The sequence below is a fragment of the Cupriavidus sp. HPC(L) genome, from assembly GCF_000307735.3.
In the GTDB taxonomy this organism is placed as follows: domain Bacteria; phylum Pseudomonadota; class Gammaproteobacteria; order Burkholderiales; family Burkholderiaceae; genus Cupriavidus.
Window position 1 is genome coordinate 1 of the sequence record NZ_AMPR02000360.1, and the last position, 1647, is coordinate 1647.

The 1647-nt window shown below is 72.9% G+C and carries 1 protein-coding gene and 1 pseudogene; both read right to left on the reverse strand.

Annotation, left to right across the window (positions count from 1 at the left end):
* Nucleotides 1-183: pseudogene (locus B551_RS17820) on the reverse strand (type II secretion system protein GspL); the annotation flags it as partial.
* Between the two features lie 298 nt (nt 184-481).
* Nucleotides 482-1501 carry a type II secretion system minor pseudopilin GspK gene (gspK, locus tag B551_RS17825; RefSeq protein ID WP_023264687.1) on the reverse strand — a complete coding sequence of 340 codons (1020 nt, stop codon included), beginning with the start codon at nt 1499-1501 and terminating at the stop codon, nt 482-484.
* Nucleotides 1502-1647: the final 146 nt, after the last annotated feature.

A 1647-nucleotide genomic window follows, 5' to 3' on the forward strand; every position in this document is an offset into this window, starting at 1 on the left:
CGGCAGCTCGGCGATCGGCGCGTGGCCCTCGCGCAGCAGATGGCCCGTGGCGGGAGCGCGCTCGCGCCGGCCCTGGGCGGCCACGGCATCGCGCACCAGCGCGAACGGCATCGCCCCGAAGCGCCAGGGCTGCGGTTGATCGTGGGGGCGATGCGGCAGGCGGACGAACAGGGTGGTGCTCAAGGTTTCCTTGGAACTGCGCGGCAGTGAAGATGGATGGCGGAATCGTCGACGGCGTGGCGGCGCGTCTGCAATCTGGCCCGGTTCCGTGCCCGGGCACGGTCCGGCCCGGTGTCGGCTGTGCCGGCGGCGATCGCCGCTTGCCTAGCCGGGTGCCGGTAAATGCCTTTCCGCCAAGGCATCAGCATACCTTGCCTTTGTGGCGGATTCGCGTCAACCGTTTCGGGAGCGTGCGGCAGGCCGCCGTGCCGGCGGTTCGCGCGTTCGCGGCAAAGGGCGGCGGCGATCGGCATCCTGCCCATCAGCGCAGCTCCGGCATCCGCTCGAGGTCACGGGTCCAGACCACCTGCGTCGCCTGGGCACTGCCCAGGACCGCGGCGCGCCGGACCAGCGAGACCTGCATCCGGACCGCCCGCTCGTGGCGGATCAGCCCGTAGATCAGGAAGTAGTGCGAACGCGTCTCCAGCGCGGTGCCGACGCCGGCATCGGCCTGCGGCGCGATCGCGCGCAGCTGGGTCTGCAGGTCGCCGACGTTGTTGAAATAGGCGCGGTCGCGCTGGCGCACCAGTTCGCGGGCGCGATCGAGCGGCAGCTTGTCGATGACCGCGGCCAGCACCTCTGGGTCGGCGGTGTTGGCGTTGACCGGCGTGCGATCCGGCAGCAGGTCGACGAAGGGCTCGAGCACCGGCAGCATGTCCGGCTCGTAGCCGGGGATGGCCATCAGGTCCGCCAGGCTGTCGGGCGGCCGCGGCGCGGCGCGGCCGGCGCCGGCCCGCTCCGCCTCGAGCAGATAGCGCGCGGTCGCCTCGGCCAGCCCCTGGTTCAGCCCCAGCACGCGCAGCAGGCGCCGATAGGCCGCGAGCCCGGCCGGGTCGATGGTGACCGAGATGCCGCCGTTGGCGCTCGCGCTGGTGGTGATCAGGTTGCGCAGATTGAAGCGGGCCTGCGCGTCCAGGATGCGGCCGGACAGGAACGAGGTCTCGCCGGCGCGGTCGGTGCGCAGCGCGGCGCCGAGGAAGTCCGACAGCCGCGTCTCGGCGATCGGCACCGCCCACGGCTCGCCGAGATGGTCGACGTTGGAGCGGCGCAGGTCGTCGCGCAGGATCAGCCGCGCCCAGTCGACCGCGGCGCGTTCGATCCAGGCGGCCTGGGCCACCAGCCGCTGGTTCTCGACCGAGCGGATCTGTACCTGCTGGCGCCACAGCAGGCCGGACACGACGACGACCGCCAGCGTGACGATCAGCAGCGCGGTGACCACGGCCGCGCCGCGGTGGCGGCCGGCTTGCCGCCGGAGGGCAGGGAAGCGAGCAGTCCCGTTCATCGCGCGCTCATTGGCCGGTCATGCACAGCTTGTCGAAGCGGCGCGGCGTGTCGCCGTCGCCCATCCGCGCCAGCACCACCAGTTCCAGCCCGCGCAGCGCGCCCGCCGGCACGCCGATCTGCGCATTGCTGGCCGGCACCGCGCTG